Consider the following 24887-nt stretch of genomic DNA (forward strand, 5'->3'; position numbering starts at 1 on the left):
TTTTTTTTTAGCATAGTATGAGTTTATCAATAGTTTATTATGCAAATATAGTATTTATTTTTTATTCCAGTTTTATTAGTGCTAAGTTTTTTACTACTTGTAGATATTTATATAATGACAGATGTCTTTTTAATATCTTACATTATTACGTTTCTATCTTCTTTGTCAATCTCTTAACAACTTATAAAAAAACAAAGCAGCAACATCCCGAAAGAATGTTACTGCTTTTTGTTTATAGTATTATTTCTCTGATTATTACAGAGGATTTATTATTCTGCTACAGGACGGACACAGCCACCAGCAGCACGTGTAATATCCATAAGAGGTCTTACGTCATTTTCCTCAATTGTAAAACATCTTCCAGTTCTAGTACCATTAGCGATACCATTCCAATAAATACCTTTACCACCGACTCTGAACAAATCACCTGTGCTAAAGGAGCGTGAACCGATAGCTGGGAAGTAGACTGTAGATGGTGACGATGCATCTTTGGTATAGAAGTGATAACCCTGATCCCAGTTGCCAAGTGCATTTATTTTCCCAGGCTGAAAGATTACATTTTCACCAGTTGTTGTTACACCTGTAAAAGCGTTATATGGAGGCATGTGGAAACCAACTGGACATGGGTCGTAAATTGTTTTTACGAGAGCATTTGTTGGATCTTTTAGCACTGTAGTTTCCATTGACCATAAGTTATATTGATTATAATTATTAGCCCAAGAAACATCACCTATATAGAATTTCTCAGGATTCTGGATTGAATTTTTAATAGACATGTCGTCACCTGCATTTTCAATAATAGTGCCGCCATAGAGTTTATCTACATCTACACCAGGGAAAGCATCCTTACGTCCAAACTGATAGAATGTTGTAGAATATATTCTTTCAGCGTATGGAGTTTGTGTAATAGTTATGTATGCAGTTTTCTTCTCACCATTGCCTACTTCCTGTTCAATCTTCATACGTGCAACACGTGCTGCCTCATAAGATGTAGCTTGCCATTTATATAATGTATAGCCAAGGATATTCTTTGTAAATTTAAACTTAGCACCATCATGGTTCGTAGACTCAATTGTACTCAACGCATCACTATGATCGAACCAAAGGTGCCAGCTCCACATAATAGTACCATCAGCACTCTTAATAGCGATAACAGCATTACCATTCTTAATATTTGCTGCAGACACATGGAAGTTAACAAATGACTTGTCACCATTGTTCGTAACACTCAAACCGTCAACAAGATCCTTCTGGTCCATCCAAACGATAGATGCTTGTGTTGCTGGGTTAGTCGTATTCTGTACGTTAATGTAAGGAGTTGTAATGTCATTTCCTAAATGATCCTTGAAATTACTCAAAACATTAGCACCAGTGTGAGTAGTCTTATATGAACTTTCATTTGTAGCACCACCCTTAACAGCGTTACCATATACCAATGGGATGCGATAGTAACCAGGAGCAGAAATCAAGTAGCTGTTAGCAGTGTTCTGGATAGCATCACCGCCATTAGTATTTGACAAGTTATAAGGATTGCTTGCAGAGCCCTTAGCGGTAGCATCCTGCAGAACCTTATTGTATTCTGTGAGGCGGTCTTTTAAGTCAGCTTTTGTGATGGTTGCTTTTCCAGACTCTGCAGTAGCACCACCATTACCACTCTCCTTAGACATTGCTGTCAACCAAGAAGGTTTGTTGGTACCCAAGTTAGTCCAGCTGTCAGTTGCACGGTCATACTCCTCGTAGCCAACAGCCTTCCACTTTACAGGCTGCTTTGTTCCATCAGGAGCATTTCTGTAACTTGTAACAAAATAGTCGTTTGACTTGTCCTGATTGTATGCTACGCTTGCTGGGTTTGTTGTTTCAAGTGTATATTCCCATGTTGAGTTCTTCTCGCTGAGTTTATAAGTTTTGGTAGTACCAGCCAACCATGAACCCTTTAGTGTACTTTCAATTTTAGAACCATCAGTGAACTCAACATATACAGTAATATTCTTACCTGTAAGCTCCTGAGGAATCATATAGAAGGTATAATTGTCACCATCATTACCAGTAAGCACAGCGTTAGGGTTCTGATTAGTGCTAACAGCAAGCCCTTCAAGCTTAAATGTCTTTGCGTCACTTAAGTTCTCCCATTTAGCACCAGTACCATCAAACTTGTCAGAAAGTGTATATTTACCTTTGCTCAAAGCATTGCGGATCTCAACCTTACTTATAGTCTTGTTGATAGAAAGGTTTTGACCAACAGCAAACTTGATAGCAGTCAGTGCGTGACGGAAATCTAAGTCAGTTCTTGGAGCAGTACCCTGAACAGAATAGTGTACATGACCAGAACAAGCAGTCATCAAGTCCTTCTGGTTTGTTACATCTGTTTCAGCCTCAAACTCAATATAAGGGCTACCCTCATAAGACTCTGGAGAAAGCTTAATCTTAGTATACTCATCCTTAACCTGTGGGAATACAGCATAAAAACGAGCGTGAGGAATTGCCCAACTCCATTTTCTTGGTGTAACAAGCTTACCATTACTCAAGGTTGGCTCATTGTAGAACCATTCAGGCTTAGTTGTGATATTAGCTTCAGTAGTACCACGATGACCAGAAGCAGAGAAGTTCTCTGTAATGTTTTTAATAACATTAGCACGTGTCTGAACATCTGCCTGAACAGGATTAACACCCTCTACAGTTGTCTCAATAATGCAGAGTTTTTCAGCGTCAGCGCCCTTAACATCCAATTTCTGTGGTGCAAGATCTTCTGATGAAAGATAAGGATTAATTGCTCCACGTGTCAAACTTCCACCGCTTACAGCAATAGCACGTGTTTGAACATCGTTCACACCAAATGAAACAAATGCGTCATTATCTCCGTTGTTCTCATTCAAATTGTCATTATCGACACAAGAAAATATTGTCAAAGTAGCTACACCAGCCAACAACAATGTTGATAATTTATTTTTCATACTTCGTTTAATTTGAAATATTTTAAGTTTTTACTATGTGTGGATGACTTAACCTTCAATATCAGTGTCTTCGTCATCTACTGTTTGTTCTATCACTCTTATGTTGCCTCCTGCATCACCTCCAGGGCGTACATTAGGGCTTGTTGCCATAATAAAACTCTTTTCAGCCAATTCAAAAACCTTGGCACAAGGCTTGACATAAGCCTCTTTCACAAGTTGTCGTTCTGTTTTCATTTGTAGAATGTGATTTTTTACTATATTATTTACTTGAGAATACAGTGTTGTAGACTCTGTGGTTATTAAAGATAGTAGAATGAAAATTTACCTGATTATCCTGTCAGATAGAAAAATCGTTCTGTTTTTGTATTACTAATATATAGTAGCTTTTTCTTTAAAAAGCGGTGCAAAGGTATAAAGCTTTTGCGACTTATTAGCATTTTTTGGAAGAAATGTGTATAATAATTTGATGTTTAATATAATTTTATAGATAAAACTGTTAATTGTTTATGTGTAAAGGGCTATGTTTGTTAAGATTGAGTGAAAAGTTCTAAGATCATGGTTTTTGCATCTATTCTTTCTCTAATAAGGAAAAAACTATTAACTTTGTCAACCACATTAATTCATTATGTTATACTTCATTAGGCGATTTATAGTTTGGTTAAGACGTGCGCGCTATTCCAGAGGGTTTGGCGTACAGTCACCTTGGGCATACCGCTTTATTCGTTATGTGGTGAATGAGCATTATCCTTATTATAAGTATGAGCAACTTGATAAACAGGTAAATGGAATTGATAGGAGAACTCGCAAATTATGTAAACTTTATTTTCGTTTAGCCAATTATCAGCAACCTCATGTGTTTGTTGATTGTTACCCAGCATCTTCGTGTTATAAAACTTACGTAACTGCAGGTTGTCAAAAGGCTCGATATTATAAGGTTACAAAAGAGACAACGGAAGAAAAAACACTTCAAATCTTTTCAAATGCTGGTGAGTATAGTATAGTTCGTGTTCCGCTTATTGAGAATTATCGTTTACTTATAGATAAGGCATTAGATTATCTTTCCTCAACATGTGTTTTGGTTATAGAAAATATCAAGCGGGATAAGGAGGCAAAAGCCTATTGGGCAGAACTTGTTTCTGATACTCGTACAGGCATTAGCTTTGATTTATACTATTGTGGAGTGTTGTTTCTTAATAGAGATATGGTAAAGCAATCATACGTGGTGAATTTCTGAACGCACAAGACTTAAACTTTATAAATGTAATACTATTATGAAAATATATACAAAAGCAGGTGATAATGGTACGACATCCTTATGTGATGGCAGTCGCTTATCAAAAGATGATATGCGAGTAGAAGCATACGGAACATTAGACGAACTGAATGCAAATATAGGGTTGCTTATCTCATTGTTAGAAGTAGACTCCTCTAAAGGTTTTGTTACTAAACTCATAGAGTTGTTAGTTGAAATTCAAGAAGAACTGTTTGTAATTGGAGGCGAGCTTGCCGGTGCTGAAAGAAAGGCAGAAGACCTTATTAGTACTCAAAACTTAATTAGAAAGCTTGAAGTAAATATCGATGAACTATCTTCCCAACTCCCTGTGCAGCACCATTTTGTTTTGCCAGGGGGTATCATTCCGGCAGCTCAAAGTCATGTTTGCCGTACGATTTGTCGTCGTGCTGAGCGTCGTATCGTTGCTTTATCCCATGTGGCAACAGTTTCACCTAAAATCCTTATCTTTGTCAACAGATTATCAGATTATTTCTTCATTTTGTCACGTTATTTGAATAAAGATAGTGGCACAAGTGAAAAAACATGGAAAAATACTTGCAGATAAGAAAATAAATGTTACTTTTGCACGCACTAAGAATCATGTAAAAAAATAAGAATATGTATTGGACACTTGAATTGGCCTCTAAGCTGGAGGATGCTCCATGGCCTGCAACAAAAGATGAGCTGATTGACTATGCAATGCGATCAGGTGCACCACTTGAGGTTCTTGAGAATCTTCAGGAGATTGAAGATGAAGGGGATGTCTATGATAGTATCGAGGATATTTGGCCTGACTATCCTTCAAAGGACGATTTCTTGTGGAATGAAGACGAATATTAAAGAATAGAAAAGAGGTTGTATCATAAAGATACAATCTCTTTTTTGTCTTAAACTCAAATCGGTCATTAGGCCGCACTAAACATATATACGATCAGTTGATAGTATTTATAATAAGGTGTATGTAGCCTTTAAAATCTTAGATTTTAATTCTGTATAGATGGGAAATACATAATAGCTTGCTTGGAAAATTTATGACAAAATTATGGGCTTTATCGTTGGCTCCTTGTTGAAAAACAGCTATTTCCGGCTCTTTTGTAACTGCCATGAAGTCAAGAAGTTATAAGATTGGTTTGTAAGAGGTGCTTAATTGGACTTCAAAAGGGCGTTAGTAAGGTCTGAAAAGGGCATCTTTTGCAAGCCAATTGGGCGTCTTTTCAAAGCTAAAAGAGCATCTTTAAAAATGCAGTATGCGAAATTTATTTACAACTACCACTTATGTGTATATGTCTTCTTTTGGCAAGTAGGATGTAGAAAGACAGATATGTGTTTGCTCTTTCTTATCAGAGAGTTTTCTTTCTATATATCCATGCGCTTTTTAATATTTATACGTAAGAAAGCAATAATTCAACCAGGCATACGTTATAGAAACGTGTTTAAACGTTTAATACTCATATTTTCACTCACTTGTCTGATAGGGAACTCTGTCAAGGCACAGTACGATCCGTCTTATAGTCACTATTGGGCGATGGAGCCATCGTTCAATCCTGCTACGGTTGGAAAGGACAATAAGCTGAATGTTGTGGGTGCATACGCCCTCGACTTTGCTGGCTATGAACACAATCCGAATACTTTCTATGTAGGAGCAGATATGCCAGTTTATTTCATGAAGCAATATCATGGAGTGGGAGTTTCTATTCTGAATGATAAGTTAGGAGCCTTTGTTCATCAGCGTGTTGCAGGACAATATGCCTTTCGTAAGGACCTTTGGGGCGGAATGCTTTCTGCAGGTGTTCAGGTGGGTATGCTTTTTGAAAAGTTGGATGGCTCTAAGTTAGACCCAGAGGAGGGTAGTGATCCAGCTTTAGCACAAGGAGAAGTTAATGGACACGGACTTGATTTAGGTGCAGGACTCTATTATACGCACAAGGATTGGTATGTTGGAGTATCCGTTCAGCATCTCAATGCTCCCTTAGTAGATTTGGGTGAGACCAATGAGTTACAGATAAATCGTACATATTATTTGACGGGTGGATACAATATTAAATTGCGAAATCCGTTTCTTACTATACCGACTTTTGTTCTGGCACGTTATGATGGTGTGAACTATCGGGCTGATATCACTGCCCGACTGGTCTATACACACGAGAAAAAAGTACTTTACGGAGGCGTTTCTTATAGTCCAACAAACTCTGTTACAGCCATGATTGGTGGAACATTCCACGGAATTAATTTGGGTTATAGCTATGAGATGTACACGGGTACGACGGCTTTCAAGAATGGTAGTCATGGGCTATTCGTTAGCTATCAAACCGATATAAACCTGCAGAAGAAAGGCAGGAACAAACATAAAAGCGTAAGATTTCTATAGAAAGATATAATGAAAATGAAGAAAAGTATAGTTGCCATTTGTCTTGGTGCACTCGTCTTGGGAACATTGACAGGCTGTTTCGCTGGTAAGTCAACCGCTTCGTCAGGTCGTGGCGGAGAGGTCACTGGCGTTGGTGGAGGGCGTACCTTCCGCGAGCCAGCCCCTTACGGCATGACACTTGTCAAGCGTGGCTGGTTGAGAATGGGTTTGGAAAAGCAGGACTCCCTATGGGGTAAGAAGACTCCTGTAAAGGACATCTCTGTTGATGGTTTCTGGATGGATGAAACAGAGGTGACCAATTCCGAGTACAAGCAGTTTGTTGAGTGGGTTCGTGATTCTATTATTCGTACCCGTTTGGCTGATCCTGCATACGGTGGTGATGAAAGCTATATGATCACAGAAGACAAGAACGGTGATCCTATTACCCCTCGTCTGGACTGGAACAAGCGTCTGCCTCGTAAGCCTAATGAGGATGAACAGCGTGCTTTTGAGAGCCTTTATGTAACCAATCCTGTAACAGGTGAGAAGAGCATTGATGGTAGACAGTTGAACTATCGTTTTGAGATTTACGATTATACATCAGCTGCTCTGCGTCGCAACCGTTTGAATCCACAAGAGCGTAATTTGAATACTGATATCACTGTTGACCCTAATGAGGTTGTGATGATATCAAAGGATACAGCTTATGTCGATGAAAACGGCGTTATTCATAACGAGACAATCAATCGCCCATTGACGGGTCCTTGGGACTTCCTCAATACTTATATTGTCAATATCTATCCAGATACGACTTGTTGGGTGAATGACTTCCGTAATTCAGATAACGAGATTTATCTCCGTAATTACTTTAGTAATCCAACTTATAACAACTATCCTGTAGTAGGTGTAACATGGGAACAGGCTAATGCCTTCTGTGCTTGGCGTACGGACTATCTACTTAAAGGCTTAGGAAAAGAGGCACGCTACGTACAGCGTTATCGCCTACCGACTGAGGCTGAGTGGGAGTATGCTGCTCGCGGAAAGAATCAGGACGAGTTCCCTTGGGATAATCAAAACGTTAAGAGTGGTAATGGTTGTTTCTTTGCTAACTTTAAGCCAGACCGTGGAAACTATACGAAAGACGGTAACTTGATTACAAGTAAGGTAGGAATCTATGGTGCAAACTCTAATGGGTTGTACGATATGGCAGGTAATGTTGCCGAGTGGACAAGTACCATTTATACAGAGGCAGGTGTTGATGCGATGAATGACCTCAACCCACAGTTGGACTATAAAGCAGCCAAGGAAGACCCTTATCGCTTGAAGAAAAAGAGTGTTCGTGGTGGTAGCTGGAAAGACCCAGAAAGTTATATCCGTAGTGCTTGGCGTACTTGGGAGTATCAGAACCAACCACGTAGTTACATCGGTTTCCGTTGTGTTCGCAGTCTTGCAAGTTCATCAAGTGAGGCAGCAAAAGAGAATAAGAAAAGCAGTAAGAAAAAGAGAAGATAAATGACACAGTACAGTAAATACAATATCATTTACCATCTGCAGAAGTGGATGGATAGTGTTCCTGGACAAACGTTCCTAAACTATGGTTATAGTTGGGGAGCTTCGGTTGTAATTCTTGGAGCTTTGTTTAAGTTGACCCACTTGCCGGGAGCTAATATTATGCTTTACTTCGGTATGGGTACTGAGGTTATCGTGTTCTTCCTCTCTGCGTTCGACCGTCCGTTTGATAAGACAGATGACGGTCGCGAACTCCCAACACATGTTACAGAGGAGTATCTTGAGGACAAAGAGAATGCAGTAGAACGTCCAGCTGCTGCTCAACAGCCACAATATGCTGCTGCGGAGAATATTGCACAGAGTGTTCAGCAGGCTATGCCTTCAGCTAATGATATTGCTGCAGCCGTTGTTGGTCAGCAGAGTAAGGCTATCGCTGATGCGCAACAGCAGACGCCTGAGATGGTAGAAGCACAGACAAACTATGTTGCTGCTTTACAGAATCTGACAGAGATGTTAGGTAAGGTGAACGACCAGAGTCAGCGTCTGACACGTGATAGCGAAGAGATGGAGAATCTTAATCGTACTCTCACAGGTATTGCTAAGGTTTATGAGATGCAACTTAAGAGTGCCAGCCAGCAGATTGGTACCATTGATCAGATCAATGACCAGACTCGTAAGATGGCACAGCAGATTGAGCAACTCAATAGTATCTACGCTCGAATGATTGAGGCAATGACTGTTAATATGCGTGTGGCAGCACCGGGTGCAGCTCCTCAGCAGTCTGCTCCAGAAAGCTTGTAATGATGAAATATGGTAGGGAAGGCGTCTGTTCTCAGTGGTCTTCCCACTACAAATAATAGAATTAATGGCTATTAAGAAGAGAAAGATTTCCCCTCGCCAGAAGATGATTAACCTTATGTATATCGTCCTCATGGCAATGTTGGCATTGAATATCTCCACAGAGGTACTCAATGGCTTCTCTGTTGTTGAAGAGAGCTTGAACCGCACAACGGGAAATTCATCCAAGGAAAATGAAGCTATTTTTGGCGAACTTGACCAAATGATGCGTAAGAACCCACAGAAGGTGAAACAGTGGTTTGTGATGGCATCGACGGTCAGAGAGATGAGTGATTCTCTCTATAACTATGCACAATCGCTGAAAGTAGCCATCGTTCGTGAGGCTGATGGTGAGAAGGGTGACCCTTTGAATATCGAAGGAAAGGATAATATTGAGGCTGCCAGCTATATTATGTTGAACCCAGCTAATGGGCAAGGACATAAACTTTACGAGGCTATCAATAATTATCGAGCACGTATTCTGCAGTTTGTAACAGACCCTCGACAGAAGAAACTTATTGCAAGTAACCTTTCTACAGAGGTTCCTAATCATTCAATGGGTAAGAACTGGGAAGAGTATATGTTCGAGAATATGCCTGTTGCTGCAGCGGTAACGCTTCTCTCGAAGTTGCAGAGCGATGTTCGCTATGCAGAAGGTGAAGTGTTGCATACTTTGGTGGCTAATGTTGGTCTGAAAGACTTACGTGTTAACAAGTTGCAGGCATTCGTTGTGCCAAGTCAGACACGCCTTTATCCGGGTGAGACAATGACGGCACAGATGTTTATGGGTGCTGTTGATTCTACACAGCAGCCACAGGTCTTTGTAAATGGACAGCTTATTAAGGGCAATCAGATAACCGTTAAGGCTGGTGCTCCAGGTAAACATAATTTGAGTGGATACATTCTAATCAAGGACTTGTCGGGTAATGTTTTGCGTAGAAACTTCTCGCAAGACTATTGGGTTACGGGTGGTCCACAGCCAAAAGAGTATATCAGTCCACAAGGAATGCAGAAGGTTCCACCTTTCGATGGAATGGCTACTATTGCTGCAGACTTGATGAATGTACTCTATGCAGGCTTTGATAACCCAATCACGATTAGTATTCCTAACACTTCTCAGAGCGACGTACAGGCTACTATGTCTGGTGGTTCACTTGTTTCAAGGGGTGGTGGTCATTTTATCGCACGTCCTTCGGCGGTCGGTCAGCCTGTAACTATCTCTGTATCTGCAAAGGGTCGTAAGATTGGAGAGTATCAGTTCCGTGTGAGAAAATTGCCAGATCCATCGCCATATATCGCTATGGGTGCTGATAGATTTAAGAGTGGAACACTTTCTAAGGCTGCCCTTATGTCTGCATCGGGCATTCAAGCTGCTATTGATGACGGTCTGCTTGATATTCCTTTCAACGTAACAAGCTTCCGTGTTGTCTTCTTTGATAATATGGGTAACGCTGTGCCGCTGGCAAGTAATGGTGCTTCGTTTTCTCCACAACAAAGGGAACAGTTCCGTGAGTTAAGCCGCAACAAGCGATTCTACATCACTAATGTTGTCGTTCATGGACCTGATGGTACAACCCGAACGCTTAATGGAAGAAATATGGAGGTAATTGTAAGGTGATAGTTGACGAGTAGACAAGTTTACAGGTTGACAAGTTGATAGATCGTATTGATACTATTTCAACTCATAAAACACGATATCACAGTATCTCTTTTAGAAAAGAACAAACAAAACAATAATGAAAAAGATATTTCTCATAGTCTGCACAGCCTGCTTGGCACTTACTGTAAGTGCACAGCCTGCTGCACGTCGTAACCAACAACAGCGCCAGTCGCCTGCTAATTCGATTACTACACGTGCGCAGATATCCTTCCCAACAACTGCTCCTTTGGAGGAAGATGTTGTTTGGCGACGTGATATCTATCGTGAACTCAAACTTACCGAGGATGCTAATGCGGGTTTGTACTATCCTACAGAGCCTGTAGGTTCACAGATGAATCTCTTTACGTACATCTTCAAGTTGATGATGAGTGGTCCTAATCGAGGTGGTATTGCTGCGTATAACTACCGTATGGATGGCAATGAGATTTTTACTGATTCAGCTCGTATTAAGCCTTTGCAGTTCCTTGATAACTATCACATATTCTACGAACGTACTGACCATGGTATCCGCCTTGACAATAGTGATATCCCTTCAGGGGAGGTGAAAGGCTACTATCTTAAAGAGAGTGCCTATTATGATCAGGGAACAGCAACCTTCCATCGTAAGGTTGTAGCCCTCTGTCCGATTATGTATCGTGAAGATGATTTCGGAGATGGTGAAGTGAAATACCCTCTTTTCTGGGTTCGTTATGATGATTTGGCTCCTTTCCTTGCTAAGCAAACAATCATGACCAGCAATCTAAACAATGCTGCAACGATGAGTGTTGACGATTATTTCACGATGAATCTCTATAAGGGAAAGATTTATAAGACAACGAATATGTTAGGTAAGACTCTCGCACAATACTGTCCTACAGATTCTGCAATGGCTGCAGAGCAGAAGAAGATTGAGCGTGAGTTGGTTGCTTTTGAGAAGACAATCTATGGCGATCCAGCTCGTCGAGATAGTTTGGATAGCATCTCTGCTGCTAAAGAAGCTGAGAAGGCACCAAGAAAGGTAGGACGTACTCGTCGCGCAAGTACTCCATCAAGCACAGTTAGTCGCTCACGTCGCCCATCTAATAGTGGCGGTGGAGGAGTATCTCCTGCACGTGTTACCGTTCGCCGCGAGCGTCATTAATATTTTTTTGAGTCTTCAGTAATTTTGTGTGGTAGTCTAAAGCTATTACATATATAAGGCACACAGAGCAACTCTAAGTTTGTAGTAAGAAACTTGGAGTTGCTCTGTGTTTTTTTTCTTAAAAGTCTAAATGCAAAAAGCAAACCTTATCACTCAAAATTGCGGAACTCTTCTTTTGTCCTAATTTTTCATATATTGATTTTGTAAAGACCACCAAACGGCTTGCAAATAACGCCCACTTGGCTTGCAAAAGATGCCCTTTTGAGCTCTTAGTAACGCCCTTTTGAAGCCTTGTTAAGCATCTTTTGAAATCGTACTTTGCAACTATTTGATAACAAATCACTTACACAGACGCTAAAATAATTAACTTTTAAGCTGTTTTCCTATCCTTTTTTAAAATATTTTGTCAATATATTTCCTTGCCTTTTGGGTTAAAGAGATGTAGCGCACGGAGGTACTTCTGTGTATTGCTTTTAGCTTTGTTGCTTCTGCTTTTCATGTGAAGTATTATGTAATAGGTTTACTTTATCACTTCATATTCTGGGAGAATCTAAATTTTCTTAAGGATGGTTTTATAGATTCCACGATGGAATCTTCCTTTAATGAAAGATAGATAAAATTTCATTAAAGGAATTTTATAGAACCAACCTTAATTAATTTTAATTGGGCAATAATTGCCTTACGGATGTGGTTAATGTATAGAGACACTCGAATAGTATTCCTATTTTGAGTCAACTTTCATTCATGTGGACCTTTTGTGTTCATAATGTAGGAAGTGGTTTCAGTTCTTTTATCATTAACACTTACGGTTATGAAGAAAATTGTTTCATTGGCTTTATTAGCCCTATCATTCCTTATTTCAGCTCCTGCCTATGCAGATGAACCATTAAAGTTCGGTGTAAAGGCTGGATTGAATGTGAGTGATTTTCGCTTTAATAGTGACGTGTTTGACAAATCTAATCAGGTTGGTTGGTTCATTGGTCCTACAGTAAAATTTACCTTACCAGTAGTAGGTTTAGGCATGGATGCTTCTGTTCTCTATGACTATCGTTCGGCAAAGCTTGATTATGCTACTATGACGCAGACGGTAAAGCAGCAAGAACTTGCGATACCAGTGAATGTTCGCTATTCTATTGGCTTAGGTAGTTTGGCAAGTGTCTTTGTCTTTGGTGGTCCTCAAATTGCTTTTAATATAGGCGAAAAGGAATATCAGTGGAATATGAAGAGTACTTATTCTTTGAAGAATAGTAACTTTAGTGTCAATCTTGGCTTTGGTGTAACGGCCTTCAAACATTTGCAGGTAAGTGCTAACTATAACATTGCTTGTGGTAAAACAGGTGATGCAACTTGGAAAACAGCAACAGATGCTGCAACGTCTGTTTTCGAAAAGAAGGGTAGTCGTAACAGTTCATGGCAGTTAGGTTTAGCTTATTTCTTTTAAGTACAAAATATTAAGTAACATATAAAAACGTCCCATTTCATCGAGAGTGAAATGGGTTTTTTTATGTGATAAAACGTTACGTTAAGTCTGTTTCTGTGATAGGAGGGTATTAATGATTCGTTCCATCTTTGTGTATTTGCATCTTTCTTTGTAACTTTGTATTCAAACCAATGTCTGGTTTATTGTACAGTTTGCAGTGGCTGATAGGTAACAAACAATTTATAATGACTTACGCTAATATTATTTTACCCCTTCCTCTTGAAGGCTATTTCACGTATGGTGTGCCCGATACTTTGATATCTCGGGTAACAGCTGGTGTACGTGTGTCTGTCCCTTTGGGAAAGAGTAAGACTTACGTGGGCATTATTGCGGAATATCCTGTAAATATACCGAATCCATCGGAGAATGTTACAGCAGAAGGGAAAAAGATTATCTATAAGAATATCATAGATGTATTGGATAACACTCCTGTACTTCTCCCACAACAACTGAAGCTTTGGCATTGGATATCTGATTACTATATGTCGCCTATTGGTGATGTTTATAAAGCAGCACTACCATCGGGACTGAAAGAGGAGTATGGTTATCGTCCTCGAACAGAACTTTATATCCGATTAGCTGATAACCTACGCCATGAACGTACACTCACACTTATGATAGATTCCATGAAGCGTGCAACGAAACAAGTGGAAGTTCTTATGGCTTATTTACAATTGGCTGGTGTCGATGAAATGGTGGAAATTACATCAGAAACAGTACTGCGAGAGGTGACCAGAGAGGAGTTGATGAACGTTACCCATGCCTCTGTTGGCGTTATTCGTGCTTTACAAGATAGGAAAATCCTTGTTACATACGAGAAGGAAGTCGGTAGGTTGAATCGTGGAAACCCACCACATCCAGAGAATATAAAACCTCTGAACGAGGCACAGGCGGAGGCTTACAATCAGATTCTCTTGCAGATGATGGCGCATAGAGTGACACTACTGCATGGAGTGACCTCTTCTGGAAAGACGGAAATATATATTCATCTTATTCAGAAAGCACTTAATGAACATAAGCAGGTGTTGTATCTGTTACCCGAGATAGCACTAACGGTTCAGATTACAGAACGCTTAAAAGCCGTGTTTGGTGATAGACTCGGAATATATCACAGTAAATACAGTGATGCTGAGCGTGTGGAGATATGGCATAAGCAGTTGTCTGATTCGCCATACGATGTAATTTTAGGTGCAAGAAGTGCTATTTTTCTCCCATTTCATCGATTAGGTCTGGTTATTATAGATGAAGAACATGAGCAGAGTTTTAAGCAGCAAGACCCTGCTCCTCGTTATCATGCTCGCTCAGCTGCGATTGTGTTGGCACAGATGTATCCTGATGCAAAGACACTTTTGGGAACGGCTACGCCTTCAATGGAAAGCTATTACAATGCTAAGCAAGGCAAGTATGGTCTTGTTGAGTTGACACGCCGTTATAAAGATATCCAACTTCCTGAAATAGAAATTGTAGATATCAAGGATCTTTATCGTAGAAAGATGATGACTGGAGCCTTCTCTCCACGTCTTCTCTCTGCTGTTCGTGAGGCATTGGGGCGTGGCGAACAAGCAATATTGTTTCAGAATCGGCGTGGCTTTGCGCCGATGGTGGAGTGTAGACAGTGCGGATGGGTTCCAAAGTGTCCAGACTGTGATGTGTCATTAACGCACCATAAGAATATGAACTACCTTTCTTGCCACTACTGCGGCTATACGATGAAGGTGCCAGATGTATGCCCTTGTTGTGAAAGTGAGGATATCCGTGGGCGAGGGTATGGAACAGAGAAGGTAGAAGATGAAATCCGTTATATATTCCCTGAGGCTCGTATTGCGCGAATGGACCTTGATACAACCCGCACACGTAATGCTTATGAACGTTTGATTAATGACTTTTCTACGGGGAAGAGCAATCTTCTGATAGGTACGCAGATGATTTCAAAGGGGCTCGACTTTGATAAGGTTTCGGTCGTGGGAATCCTCAATGCAGACTCAATGTTGAATTATCCTGACTTCCGTGCATACGAGCAAGCGTTTATGATGATGAGTCAGGTGAGTGGACGAGCAGGAAGAAAAGGAAGGCAGGGGTTGGTAATTCTTCAGACAAAGAGCCCAGAGTTGCCGGTTATTCAGCAGGTAGTGCGAAATGATTATCAGTCGTTTTATTCCGACTTGCTGATAGAGAGACGTGACTTCCATTATCCCCCATTTTATCGACTTGTCTATGTCTATTTGAAACATAGGGATGAGAATACAGTGAACTCAGCAGGTTTAGAGTTGGGTAGTAGACTCCGTGAAATCTTTGGTGAGCGCGTACTCGGTCCAGATAAACCAGCAGTAGCTCGTGTGAAGACGTTAAGTATCAGAAAAATAATGCTTAAGTTGGAGAATGGAATTGACTATCCACGTGTTCGCCAGTATCTTCGTGGAGCCTTAGATGCCATGTTGAAGGATAAGAGATATGGTGCTCTTCAAGTGTATTATGACGTTGATCCGCTATAGTTTTAGTTACTTATCTCTTTTCTAAAGTCTTGTTTCCCAAATTATTTTCATGAAGAAAAATATTTTTTATCGTGAAAATAAATATTTCTTTTCATGAAAATAATTCCTTTTGTTCATGAAAATAAATGAATGGAGTTGGTTGTTAGGGTAGGTTGGAAATTGTATTAGTGCTTTCTAAAGCGATGTTTGACGACTTTTACAGCATATCTTTCAAATACGATCAGGTATGAAAAGCACCTTTTATTTCATGTGTTAATAGGCTTAAGGAGGATGTTAGTCAAAGTAGGGGTATAGTTCTTTGAAGCCATCAACGATGTCATTGATGAGGTTGGGATTATCTTTTAATTGCTGTTTACATATTATCAGATACGCACTCTTCATGAGGTTATAATGATGTTCAAACTCTTCTGAGTTAAAGTAAGTCTGCATATACCTACTGTATACTCGGAATCTTTTTGTTTCAAGTTCAGACTCTCCAATAGAGTTAGCACCAATAAAACCGAAAGAAGCTTTATCGTCTTTCCCAGCAACCTCTTTCATAATGGCCATGCAAGTCTGTATACATTCTCTGGGCTCGTTGAGTCCCGTCAGGATATTATATTTCTTGTCACTATCTCTATGTGCTTTTAGATGGAACTTGACGGCATAAAAATGTTGTGAATAGACCTCTACCCACACCCAATAAGTCTGATGACTTTTATTAGACTTAAACGAATACAAAAGTTTATAAAGTAAAAAGCCTTGAGGTCCATCCCAAGGCTCATCTATTTTCTTCACAAATCTGTAAGGATAATAACTCAGGCTCATTTTTGTAGATATTTAAGTGTTGAGGTAAGCATCAATCTTCATTCTCTCGGCTTCCTCTTTTGGTACACGTACAAAACCATTCCCACTGAAGAGAACCTCTCTCTCTTCGGCAGATAAGTATCTTGCAATCCTTTGCAAGCTTTCTAATTTCTTTTTCTCTTGGTATGCCTGTTTACAAGCAATCCTTGAGGCAAGTGTTGATATTGTTGTTCCCATAAACTTATTCCTTTCTGCTGCAAATATATAAATATTAGTTGAAAACGACAAGTAATTAGTGATGATTTTATAAAAGTGTAGAGGCAGCCAGAATCACTCTGACTGCCTCTTAGTGGTATTAGTTGTGGAAAACGGTAGATTTATTAGTGGCTTAGAAATCAATATCAAGTCCAACACCGAGTACCTTATTGGTACGAGTAAAGATATCGGTGTTCTTAGTTGCGAGGGTCTTAGGCTGCATTGTTACAGAACCATCTGGCTGTGTTACCTCATCCTTACCCACTTCGATAGCACCAGTGTACTCCTTTTTGAAGTTTGAATAGTTGGTAAAGAAATAAGCAACATTGAGGTGAGCATTCTTTGCAACCTTAATCTTTGCACCGAAACCGAAGCTATAACTGCTTGTTACGAAGCTAAGGTCGGTCAAGTATTTGCCATCGCCAAGACCGTAGAGCGTACGCTGACCACCTGCACTGACTGTCACTGATGGGTTGATATCCCACTCAACACCAGCAAGGAACTCCTGTGTGTTATGCTTAAGGAAGCGCTGCTTGTCATTGTCCATGCGTGCATCCTTATCGAAATAGTGGTTATATCCTGCCATAACACGGAGGTTCTTCAGTACTTCATATTGTGTACCAAGTGCAAGAATACCAGGGATATCGTTTGGAGTGTTCACGCCATTCTCATACTTTTTGGTGTCATCACGCTTTGTGTTGTTCTCAATATTGAACTTTGTGGTAAACTCATAGCGTGCAGCAAAGTTCCACTTGCCTGTACGGTAGTCAATACCGAGGATTGGAGTGATACCCCATCCGCGCTGAGAAACCTCTAAATAGCGGTCTTTTACATTTTCTTTGCTACTGTCCAACTTGTCTGCACCTGCACGAATGAGCTTTGCACCTGCAGTAGCCTTCTGTGCGCCAGCTGCATATTGGGCTGCTGCTGCTTGCAACTGAGCCTTTGCAGTAGGGTCGGTAGCTTTATCTGCTTGTGCCTGATATGCTGCCGCCTGAGTTTGTGCAGCGACAGCCTGTGCCTGCAATGCGCTTGCCTTTTCGTTCAAAGCCTTAACCTTTGAATCGAAGTAGTCGTATAGATTCTGGTTATTTCCACCTACATTTGCAGAAATATTGGTGATACTACCTTCGTATTTGTTATAGATATAATTGAAACGAGCACCACCAAATACAGAGAGATTCTCGTTAATCTTATAAGCAACACCGAGTTGGAGACCGAAGTTATACTGCTGACCGCTCATGTAGCTTTGAAGGCTATAGCTGGTAGCAGGCGTCTCCTGCTGTCCGAGAAGTGCCGCAAAGGTAGGCAACTGCTGATTGATAAGTGCAGGGAGGAGTGATACTGGACGTTCAAATGTAGGAAGACCGTCGTTGAAAGCAGCCTTACCACCGCCACCAGTCAAACCAAAACCAGCTTGGAAACTCCATTTGTCTTTATTATATGCCACCTGGAAAGATGGGAGGATAGGCACAGAAGCCTTACCTTGATAGAACTTACTGCCATCTGTAGTATTACCACCATTCAGCTTGAAAGGATACTCATAAGGAGTATTAGCGAATGCAGGAACACTGAAAGTAGATGTTATCTCACGTGTCTGATATATGTTTTGGAAGTTAAGAGAGAGATGAAAACCTTGGTCAAGGAAAGCTACACCAGCAGGGTTAAAGTAAACACCGTCAATACCAATTGCGCCTACACGTGCGAAGTTACGGTTAAATGCGATGTTCTGATTGGTGTTTGTAAGCAAACCTCCGGCTTGTGTTGTTGTTGCCATTGCGAGCAAAGCAGCTGCAAGGACAGTCTTCTGATACTTCATTTTTGATTTGTAAGTGTATATAAAACTTATAGAATTTGGTTGCAAAGTTATGAATATTGTTCTAAACTTCCAAATTTTCACTTGTTTTTTCTCACTTTTAGTTAAAATGTGCATCGTTGCTTAGGAAGCAAAAAGGGTAGTAATAAGGCTCTTCCGTTAAATGTATAGATTGTGAATAGAATAAAGGCTTATAGATTTGCATGGTATTATTATTTCTAATTAGATAATCTTAAAAACGAGGAAAACTAAAAGATAAAATGCAAATTGATACCATATCTATCTGTCTTCTACAAATAAGGCATTCTCATATTACTGATGTTTGTAAATAATTTTTATAAGGCTTAAACCCTATATATGCTCTTTTGGCTTCTAAAAGACGCCCAATTGACTTGCAAAAGATGCCCTTTAGAGCTCTTGTTAACGCCCTTTTGAAGTCTTATAAGGCACCTTTTGAAATGCAGTTTTATAAATACTTGATAGCGAATAATTTACGAAGGTGTTGTTAGTGCTTGTTTTTAGCCTTGTTCTCTGCCTATTTTGTGACTCATTTTGTAAATAAAATTCTAACGACTTAAGTGCTAATGTGTCAATGAGAATAGGTTAATAACCTCTGTTTTCTCTACACACTGACAGTGCTTTTGCGCCTTTTATCGCTTTTTATAATCCTCAGTGTTCTTCTTTTCTCTGTGTGGCATTAAGTCAAAGTTCTAAATTTAAATGTAAACTTTATCATTTTAAATGACTGAAGCCTCTAAAAAGAAACCCCACTACGTTACTATTGTTGTAACTTAGTGAGGTTTCTTAGTATTTATGCACCTCCCTTTTGGAGGAAGATAGGAAGGGAGTCTATATTGTGATTGACCTCAACCTTTCTATGTTTTCAGCTGTGGATACTGAATACGAGTATGATACATCGCTTTGAGACGTTCGATAAGAACGGTTTTGGCAGCGGTGATATCACGGAATGTGATAGGACAATCGGTGAAGTTACCATCAGCGACTTGTCCGTCAATAAGGCGATTTACCAATCCGCTGATGCTTTCTTCTGTGTATTCTTGCAGCGAGCGTGAAGCAGCCTCAACGGTATCGCTCATCATAAGAATAGCCTGTTCGCGGGTGAAAGGATTTGGTCCAGGGTAGCGGAACAAGTCTTCGTTAACCTCCTCATCAGGATGCTCATTCTTGTAATGTATATAGAAATACTTTGCAAGTCCAGCCCCATGGTGTGTGGTAATAAACTCCTTAATCTCGCGTGGAAGGTTATACTTTTCTGCAAGTTTCAGACCTTCCGTTACATGGCTAATGATGATACGTGCGCTCTCAAGGTCGTTTAGTTTGTCATGTGGGTTGATACCCGCCTGATTCTCGGTAAAGAACGCAGGATTGAGCATCTTACCAATGTCATGATAGAGCGCGCCAGTACGTACCAATTGGCTCTTTGCACCAATTCTGCTGGCTATTTCTGTGGCCAGGTTACCAACAGTGATAGAGTGCTGGAAGGTACCAGGAGCAACTTCGCTGAGTCGACGTAGCAGTTCATTATTTGTATTCGACAACTCAAACATTGTTACTGTAGAAACGAAACCGAAAGTTTTCTCGATGACCAACATCAATGGATAGGTAAAGAGAAGGAAGAAGCCGTTGACTGCAAAATGGTAATACATACTGCGGTCGAGCTTTGAAAGGTCGTCTGCCTGTATGAGTTGGATAGAGAAATACACCGCTGCTGAAGTAATTGTTACAAGGAGTGCGGTAAGGAAAATTTGACTTCTCTTTGATAATTCACGTAGGGAATAAATCGCGACAAGTCCTGCTACAAACTGTATGATAATAAATTCGTATTGATATTTGACCGCGACTGCACTGATGAGTACCATCGTTAAGTGTCCGATGAAGGCTGTTCGTGAGTCCATAAACACACGGAAGAATATCGGTGCCATGCTGAATGGCAGGATGTACACACTCAGAATGTTATGCTCCATCATCAAAGATGTGAGAATAGGGTAGATGACTATCATCACATAGAGAAGTGAGATAGCACGTGGCTTATTGAAGTAATCTTTTCGGAAAAGTGCCAAGTAAAGTGTGAAAAGGCAGATGAAAATCAGTACGTAGATGGTCTGTCCGATGAAAGTTGAGGTAATCTCGTCCTCGGAAGCTTTACGTTTCTCCATCGCTTGTTCGAAGGAATTCAATACACGGAATGTCTTAGCATCAACGATGTCACCTCGGTCAATGATACGCTGTCCCTCCAATACCATTCCCGAAGCTTGTGGAATAAGACTGAGCATGTCGTTCATTTCCGTTTCACTACGGTCTTTATCATAGACAAGGTTTGCCTCAATATATTCATTCAGGTTACACTGCTGCAGCACAGAACGCTTTGGCCCCAGTAATGGGTCCATGAAAAGCTGCTCGTAAGCACCAAGGGTTGAGTAGGTCTTGTTGATAGGTACGCTCACAGCCTGTTTGCCCGTAACGACACGGATGAGGTGATTACTATCCTTGGCAAGTGTAGAGTATTGTTGTGGGTCAATGACTCCCGCTTCATAGATTTCGTGCAATCGGTGTGCAATTGCGTCAACATAGTCTTGGGATAAGCCTGGTATACCATCTTTATATGCCTGCTTAAACTGTTCAATCTTCTTCTGCTCAACAGCTTGATTGATGTTATAATAAGGCTGGAAATGCTTTGTGATAGAGTCTTTTTCAATCTTCAAAGCAGCATCAGTCTTAAAGATAGGGAAGTCAAACTTCGCTATCAGCTGTCCATACATCCATGGTTTACCCTCGTCGTAGTGGAAAAGTTTACCTTTTGTACGGGGTAGAAAAAGTACGATTAGAACTACAGCCACAATGACCAATATGACTCTTGAAATCATATTTCGCCAATAGGGGTTGCTGATGTTTTTGAATCTTATCATCTTATATCTTATTTCGTAAATGTTATAATAACTTGTTGTATCTTGTTGCGTTAATCCTCTAACAACTTGCGAAAATACTAAAAATATAGCGTATAGTCAAAAAAAAACATTAATTTTGCAGGAAAATATAATATTTAAGACAATGGCAGAAAGAAATGTGAGAGTGCGTTTTGCCCCAAGTCCAACAGGTGCTTTGCATATTGGTGGCGTACGTACTGCTTTGTATAACTACCTTTTCGCCCGTCAGCATGGCGGCAAACTTATCTTCCGTATTGAGGATACAGACTCTAACCGTTTTGTTCCTGGAGCAGAGGAGTATATCCTTGACTCTTTTGATTGGTTAGGTATTAAGTTTGACGAGGGTGTTAGCTTTGGTGGAGAGCATGGTCCTTACCGTCAGAGCGAGCGTCGTGATATTTATAAAAAGTACGTCAATCAGCTTTTAGAGGCTGGTAAGGCATACATTGCTTTTGATACACCAGAGGAGTTAGATGCGAAGCGTCAGGAGATTGAAAACTTCCAGTATGATGCGCACACTCGTCTGCAGATGCGTAACTCCTTGACAATGTCGAAGGAGGAAGTTGAAAGTCTGATAGAGGATGGACAGCAGTATGTTGTTCGTTTCAAGATAGAACCTGGTGAGGAAGTTCATATCAACGATATGATTCGTGGTGATGTTTGCATCAAGACAGATATCCTTGATGATAAAGTTTTGTTTAAGAGTGCAGACGAATTGCCAACTTATCACCTTGCAAATATCGTTGATGACCACTTGATGGAAATCTCTCACGTTATTCGAGGTGAGGAGTGGTTGCCAAGTGCGCCATTGCATGTGTTGCTTTATCGTGCTTTTGGCTGGGAAGATAGTATGCCACGCTTTGCCCATCTGCCACTGTTGTTGAAACCAGAGGGCAAGGGTAAGCTCAGTAAACGTGATGGTGATCGTCTCGGTTTCCCAGTATTCCCATTGGAGTGGCACGACCCTAAGACTGGTGAAATAAGTTCGGGCTATCGTGAAAGTGGCTATTTCCCAGAGGCAGTAGTCAACTTCTTGGCACTCTTGGGCTGGAATCCAGGTACAGAGCAGGAACTCTTCTCTCTTGAGGAACTTGTAGAAGCATTTGATATCACGAAGTGTTCAAAGAGTGGAGCTAAGTTTGACTATCAGAAGGGTATGTGGTTTAACCACGAATACATCCTCCGTAAGTCAGATGATGAGATAGCACAACTCTTTGCTCCAATCGTAGCTAACAATGGTGTTGAGGCTACTATGGAACAGGTGACACAGGTTGTACACATGATGAAAGACCGTGTTAGCTTCGTGAAGGAACTTTGGGACCTCTGCTCTTTCTTCTTCATTGCACCAACAAGCTACGATGAGAAGACCGTCAAGAAGCGTTGGAAGGAGTATTCTGCACAGCAGATGAGCGAGCTTGCTGAGGTATTGGAAGGAATTGAAGACTTCAGTGTCGAAGGTCAGGAGCCTATCGTTTTGAAATGGGTAGAGGATAAGGGCTATAAGCTTGGTGATATTATGAATGCATTCCGCCTCACCCTCGTTGGTATTGGTAAGGGTCCTGGAATGTTCGATATATCTGCCTTCCTTGGCAAAGAGGAAACCTTGAAGCGTATGCACAAGGCTATCGAGGTATTAGGATAAGCACCTCGAAAGGCTAAATTAATTGAGCCGAGTATGTATAATATAATAATGTATGCCATCCAATTTGGCATCGCTGTGGGTAGTCTTTTCAATGAAAAGCTACGCAAGATGTGGCGAGGCGAACAGGAGGCAGTGCGGATCTTACGTGAGAAGGTGGAACCAAACGCTCAATACGTTTGGTTTCATGCTGCTTCATTGGGCGAGTTCGAACAAGGTCGCCCTTTGATAGAGCAGATACGGAAGGACTATCCACAATACAAGATTCTGCTTACTTTCTTTTCTCCTTCTGGTTATGAGGTGAGGAAGAATTATGAGGGAGCAGACATCATTACCTATCTTCCTATTGACACGGTGGGCAATGCGCGTAGATTCTTACGTGCAGTTCGTCCTGTTATGGCATTCTTTATTAAGTATGAATTTTGGTATAACTATCTGCATGTTTTGCAGCATCGTAACATACCTGTCTATAGTGTGTCAAGCATTTTCCGCCCTGATCAAGTCTTCTTTAAGTGGTATGGACGTGGTTATGGACGTGTTTTGAAATGCTTCAGCCGTTTCTTTGTTCAGAATGAGGAGAGTAAGGAACTCTTGAGTAAGATTGGAATTTCAGATGCGGTAGTAGTGGGTGATACTCGTTTCGACCGTGTTTTGCAAATTAAGGAGGCAAGTAAGAAACTACCATTGGTAGAGAAGTTTGTCAATATAGATGCTACTGCCAGAAAGAAAGTCTTTGTAGCTGGTTCATCATGGCAGCCTGATGAGGAAATCTTTATCAAATACTTTAATGAGCATAAAGACTGGAAACTAATCATTGCACCGCATGTTATTGGAGAAGATCATCTAAAGACAATCCTCTCACTGATTAAGGATAAGAAGGTAATACGCTACACACAGGCAACCGAAGAGAATGTTGCTGAGGCAGATGTGTTGATTATCGACTGTTTCGGCTTGTTGTCATCTATCTATCATTATGGTGATGTAGCCTACGTAGGTGGTGGCTTCGGAGTTGGAATCCACAATGTTCTTGAGGCAGCTGTATGGGATATGCCAGTTCTCTTTGGTCCCAACAACAAGCATTTTGCAGAAGCACAAGGACTCTTGCGTGATGGTGGTGGCTTTGAAGTCTTCGACCTTGAGAGTTTCAGTCTATTAATGAATCGCTTTGCCGAAGACGAAGAGTATCGCACTGCTTGTGGCAGCTTGGCTGGTGCTTATGTTGAGAGTCTGGCAGGTGCAACAAATAAAGTTCTAAGCAACGTAAAGTTATGAAATATCAGATAACATGTGATAACTGTGGCACACAGTTTATTGTCGAGGCTGAAGAAGGACAGACCATCGAGTGCACTTGTCCTCATTGTCAAGGCATCATGGAGGTGACCTTACCTTTGGTAAGTGCTGGTCAGCAATATGAACAACCATCTGGTTTTACTCCACAGTCGCAGCAGATGCAGGCAGAAACACCAAAGAAAGATAGTAATGCTATCCTTTGGGGTGTCCTTATTGGTCTACTCTTACTGGCAGGTGGTGTGGGTGCTTATTTTATGTTTGGCTCGTCTTCGCCAGAAACTCCAGTAACTGATTCTATTCCTAACGATACGATTCCGTACGAAACTCCTATTCAGGTAGAAGAGGCTCCATCTGTTGATACTGTGGCAACAGCCCCAGTAATGCCAGAGCATAAGGAAGAAGAGCAAGTTGAAGAACAGCCAGAAGAAGGCACAGATACTATTGCTACATTCGGACACGATGAGTAACTTCAACGATACACATAACG

At 40.7% G+C, this 24887-nt stretch carries 19 protein-coding genes; 13 read left to right on the plus strand and 6 right to left on the minus strand.

What is annotated here, in order from left to right; translation table 11 throughout:
• Positions 1–269: 269 nt before the first annotated feature.
• Positions 270–2951, minus strand: coding sequence for a fimbrillin family protein (locus PMEL_RS01380; RefSeq protein WP_231999395.1), 2682 nt, complete (start codon positions 2949–2951; stop codon positions 270–272).
• A 48-nt stretch (positions 2952–2999) separates the two neighbouring features.
• Positions 3000–3185 carry a hypothetical protein gene (locus PMEL_RS01385; protein WP_120173640.1) on the minus strand — a complete coding sequence of 62 codons (186 nt, stop codon included), beginning with the start codon at positions 3183–3185 and terminating at the stop codon, positions 3000–3002.
• 391 nt (positions 3186–3576) lie between these two features.
• On the opposite strand from PMEL_RS01385, the gene PMEL_RS01390 reads away from it, so the two are divergent.
• The 10 genes from PMEL_RS01390 to priA all read left to right on the plus strand — a co-directional run bounded on the left by PMEL_RS01390 (position 3577) and on the right by priA (position 15669).
• The gene (locus PMEL_RS01390; RefSeq protein ID WP_120173641.1) at positions 3577–4185 is read left to right on the plus strand and encodes a hypothetical protein; all 609 of its coding nucleotides are present in this window, start codon (positions 3577–3579) and stop codon (positions 4183–4185) included.
• Positions 4186–4222: 37 nt separating this feature from the next.
• A complete protein-coding gene (locus PMEL_RS01395; protein ID WP_120173642.1) occupies positions 4223–4789 on the plus strand; it encodes a cob(I)yrinic acid a,c-diamide adenosyltransferase in 567 nt (188 codons plus the stop codon).
• 53 nt (positions 4790–4842) lie between these two features.
• Positions 4843–5064 (plus strand): DUF2795 domain-containing protein, encoded by a 222-nt coding sequence (locus tag PMEL_RS01400; RefSeq protein WP_004337463.1) that lies wholly within the window; start codon positions 4843–4845, stop codon positions 5062–5064.
• Positions 5065–5653: 589 nt separating this feature from the next.
• Entirely contained in the window at positions 5654–6592 is a 939-nt protein-coding gene (locus PMEL_RS01405; RefSeq protein ID WP_120174603.1) for a type IX secretion system membrane protein PorP/SprF, read from the plus strand.
• A 9-nt stretch (positions 6593–6601) separates the two neighbouring features.
• Positions 6602–8083: an SUMF1/EgtB/PvdO family nonheme iron enzyme gene (locus tag PMEL_RS01410; RefSeq protein WP_120173643.1), complete on the plus strand. Its 1482-nt coding sequence runs from the start codon at positions 6602–6604 to the stop codon at positions 8081–8083.
• The gene (gldL, locus tag PMEL_RS01415) at positions 8084–8881 is read left to right on the plus strand and encodes a gliding motility protein GldL (RefSeq protein ID WP_120173644.1); all 798 of its coding nucleotides are present in this window, start codon (positions 8084–8086) and stop codon (positions 8879–8881) included.
• Positions 8882–8945: 64 nt separating this feature from the next.
• Entirely contained in the window at positions 8946–10535 is a 1590-nt protein-coding gene (gene gldM / locus PMEL_RS01420) for a gliding motility protein GldM (RefSeq protein WP_120173645.1), read from the plus strand.
• A 118-nt stretch (positions 10536–10653) separates the two neighbouring features.
• Complete coding sequence (gene gldN, locus PMEL_RS01425) at positions 10654–11697, plus strand: gliding motility protein GldN (RefSeq protein WP_120173646.1); 1044 nt, start codon at positions 10654–10656, stop codon at positions 11695–11697.
• 811 nt (positions 11698–12508) lie between these two features.
• On the plus strand, positions 12509–13138 hold the full coding sequence (locus PMEL_RS01430) for a porin family protein (RefSeq protein WP_120173647.1): 630 nt from the start codon (positions 12509–12511) through the stop codon (positions 13136–13138).
• A gap of 224 nt (positions 13139–13362) precedes the next feature.
• On the plus strand, positions 13363–15669 hold the full coding sequence (priA, locus tag PMEL_RS01435; protein ID WP_120174604.1) for a primosomal protein N': 2307 nt from the start codon (positions 13363–13365) through the stop codon (positions 15667–15669).
• A 273-nt stretch (positions 15670–15942) separates the two neighbouring features.
• Here priA and PMEL_RS01440 read toward each other — a convergent pair whose 3' ends face one another.
• The 4 genes from PMEL_RS01440 to PMEL_RS01455 all read right to left on the minus strand — a co-directional run bounded on the left by PMEL_RS01440 (position 15943) and on the right by PMEL_RS01455 (position 21453).
• Positions 15943–16446: a hypothetical protein gene (locus PMEL_RS01440; RefSeq protein ID WP_231999396.1), complete on the minus strand. Its 504-nt coding sequence runs from the start codon at positions 16444–16446 to the stop codon at positions 15943–15945.
• 42 nt (positions 16447–16488) lie between these two features.
• Positions 16489–16692, minus strand: coding sequence for a hypothetical protein (locus PMEL_RS01445; protein ID WP_120173649.1), 204 nt, complete (start codon positions 16690–16692; stop codon positions 16489–16491).
• Positions 16693–16843: 151 nt separating this feature from the next.
• Positions 16844–18529, minus strand: coding sequence for a hypothetical protein (locus tag PMEL_RS01450; protein WP_120173650.1), 1686 nt, complete (start codon positions 18527–18529; stop codon positions 16844–16846).
• 872 nt (positions 18530–19401) lie between these two features.
• The gene (locus tag PMEL_RS01455) at positions 19402–21453 is read right to left on the minus strand and encodes an HD family phosphohydrolase (protein WP_120173651.1); all 2052 of its coding nucleotides are present in this window, start codon (positions 21451–21453) and stop codon (positions 19402–19404) included.
• A 142-nt stretch (positions 21454–21595) separates the two neighbouring features.
• Between PMEL_RS01455 and gltX the strand changes: the two genes are divergently transcribed.
• The 3 genes from gltX to PMEL_RS01470 are packed head-to-tail and all read left to right on the plus strand — an operon-like array spanning position 21596 to position 24867.
• Positions 21596–23113 (plus strand): glutamate--tRNA ligase, encoded by a 1518-nt coding sequence (gltX, locus tag PMEL_RS01460; protein WP_120173652.1) that lies wholly within the window; start codon positions 21596–21598, stop codon positions 23111–23113.
• Between the two features lie 33 nt (positions 23114–23146).
• Entirely contained in the window at positions 23147–24382 is a 1236-nt protein-coding gene (locus PMEL_RS01465; RefSeq protein WP_120173653.1) for a 3-deoxy-D-manno-octulosonic acid transferase, read from the plus strand.
• Complete coding sequence (locus PMEL_RS01470; protein WP_120173654.1) at positions 24379–24867, plus strand: hypothetical protein; 489 nt, start codon at positions 24379–24381, stop codon at positions 24865–24867. Before PMEL_RS01465 ends, PMEL_RS01470 begins: the two co-directional genes overlap by 4 nt.
• The last annotated feature ends 20 nt before the right edge of the window (positions 24868–24887 follow it).

It is taken from the genome of Prevotella melaninogenica (assembly GCF_003609775.1).
GTDB classification, from domain to species: Bacteria; Bacteroidota; Bacteroidia; order Bacteroidales; family Bacteroidaceae; genus Prevotella; species Prevotella melaninogenica_A.

Bases quoted from the DNA above. Each gene is read 5' to 3' on its own strand.
- PMEL_RS01380 (WP_231999395.1), bottom strand. From the start codon at position 2,951: ATGAAAAATAAATTATCAACATTGTTGTTGGCTGGTGTAGCTACTTTG.
- PMEL_RS01385 (WP_120173640.1), bottom strand. From the start codon at position 3,185: ATGAAAACAGAACGACAACTTGTGAAAGAGGCTTATGTCAAGCCTTGT.
- PMEL_RS01390 (WP_120173641.1), top strand. From the start codon at position 3,577: ATGTTATACTTCATTAGGCGATTTATAGTTTGGTTAAGACGTGCGCGC.
- PMEL_RS01395 (WP_120173642.1), top strand. From the start codon at position 4,223: ATGAAAATATATACAAAAGCAGGTGATAATGGTACGACATCCTTATGT.
- PMEL_RS01400 (WP_004337463.1), top strand. From the start codon at position 4,843: ATGTATTGGACACTTGAATTGGCCTCTAAGCTGGAGGATGCTCCATGG.
- PMEL_RS01410 (WP_120173643.1), top strand. From the start codon at position 6,602: ATGAAAATGAAGAAAAGTATAGTTGCCATTTGTCTTGGTGCACTCGTC.
- gldL (WP_120173644.1), top strand. From the start codon at position 8,084: ATGACACAGTACAGTAAATACAATATCATTTACCATCTGCAGAAGTGG.
- gldM (WP_120173645.1), top strand. From the start codon at position 8,946: ATGGCTATTAAGAAGAGAAAGATTTCCCCTCGCCAGAAGATGATTAAC.
- gldN (WP_120173646.1), top strand. From the start codon at position 10,654: ATGAAAAAGATATTTCTCATAGTCTGCACAGCCTGCTTGGCACTTACT.
- PMEL_RS01430 (WP_120173647.1), top strand. From the start codon at position 12,509: ATGAAGAAAATTGTTTCATTGGCTTTATTAGCCCTATCATTCCTTATT.
- priA (WP_120174604.1), top strand. From the start codon at position 13,363: ATGACTTACGCTAATATTATTTTACCCCTTCCTCTTGAAGGCTATTTC.
- PMEL_RS01445 (WP_120173649.1), bottom strand. From the start codon at position 16,692: ATGGGAACAACAATATCAACACTTGCCTCAAGGATTGCTTGTAAACAG.
- PMEL_RS01450 (WP_120173650.1), bottom strand. From the start codon at position 18,529: ATGAAGTATCAGAAGACTGTCCTTGCAGCTGCTTTGCTCGCAATGGCA.
- PMEL_RS01455 (WP_120173651.1), bottom strand. From the start codon at position 21,453: ATGATAAGATTCAAAAACATCAGCAACCCCTATTGGCGAAATATGATT.
- gltX (WP_120173652.1), top strand. From the start codon at position 21,596: ATGGCAGAAAGAAATGTGAGAGTGCGTTTTGCCCCAAGTCCAACAGGT.
- PMEL_RS01465 (WP_120173653.1), top strand. From the start codon at position 23,147: ATGTATAATATAATAATGTATGCCATCCAATTTGGCATCGCTGTGGGT.
- PMEL_RS01470 (WP_120173654.1), top strand. From the start codon at position 24,379: ATGAAATATCAGATAACATGTGATAACTGTGGCACACAGTTTATTGTC.